The 277-nt window shown below is 31.8% G+C and carries 1 pseudogene; it reads right to left on the reverse strand.

The window, feature by feature from the left end:
* Window positions 1-146: pseudogene (locus ABS784_RS17090) on the reverse strand (glutathione peroxidase); the annotation flags it as partial.
* Window positions 147-277 lie beyond the last annotated feature (131 nt).

Here is a 277-nt window from a genome sequence, read left to right on the forward strand (position 1 = left end):
TCATATAAATTTTGCAAATCTTTGTATTGTTCCGTAAAGCCGCAATAACTTGCAGTATTGACAATGAGCATGACATTTCCTTTATACTGTAATAGTGATATTGTTTGCCCATCTGCGGTTTTTACATCAAAGTCATAAACAGTCATCACGCCTCCCCCTCCATTTACGTTGATTTTACATTACAGTCATAATAATAACAAATCTAAAATTGAAATATCATTTTAAACTATCTATAATATTAGCAAAACTTAGTCTGATCATGTTCTGTTTCGCTCTG

Source organism: Geobacillus sp. G4, from assembly GCF_040327975.1.
GTDB classification, from domain to species: domain Bacteria; phylum Bacillota; class Bacilli; order Bacillales; family Anoxybacillaceae; genus Geobacillus; species Geobacillus thermoleovorans.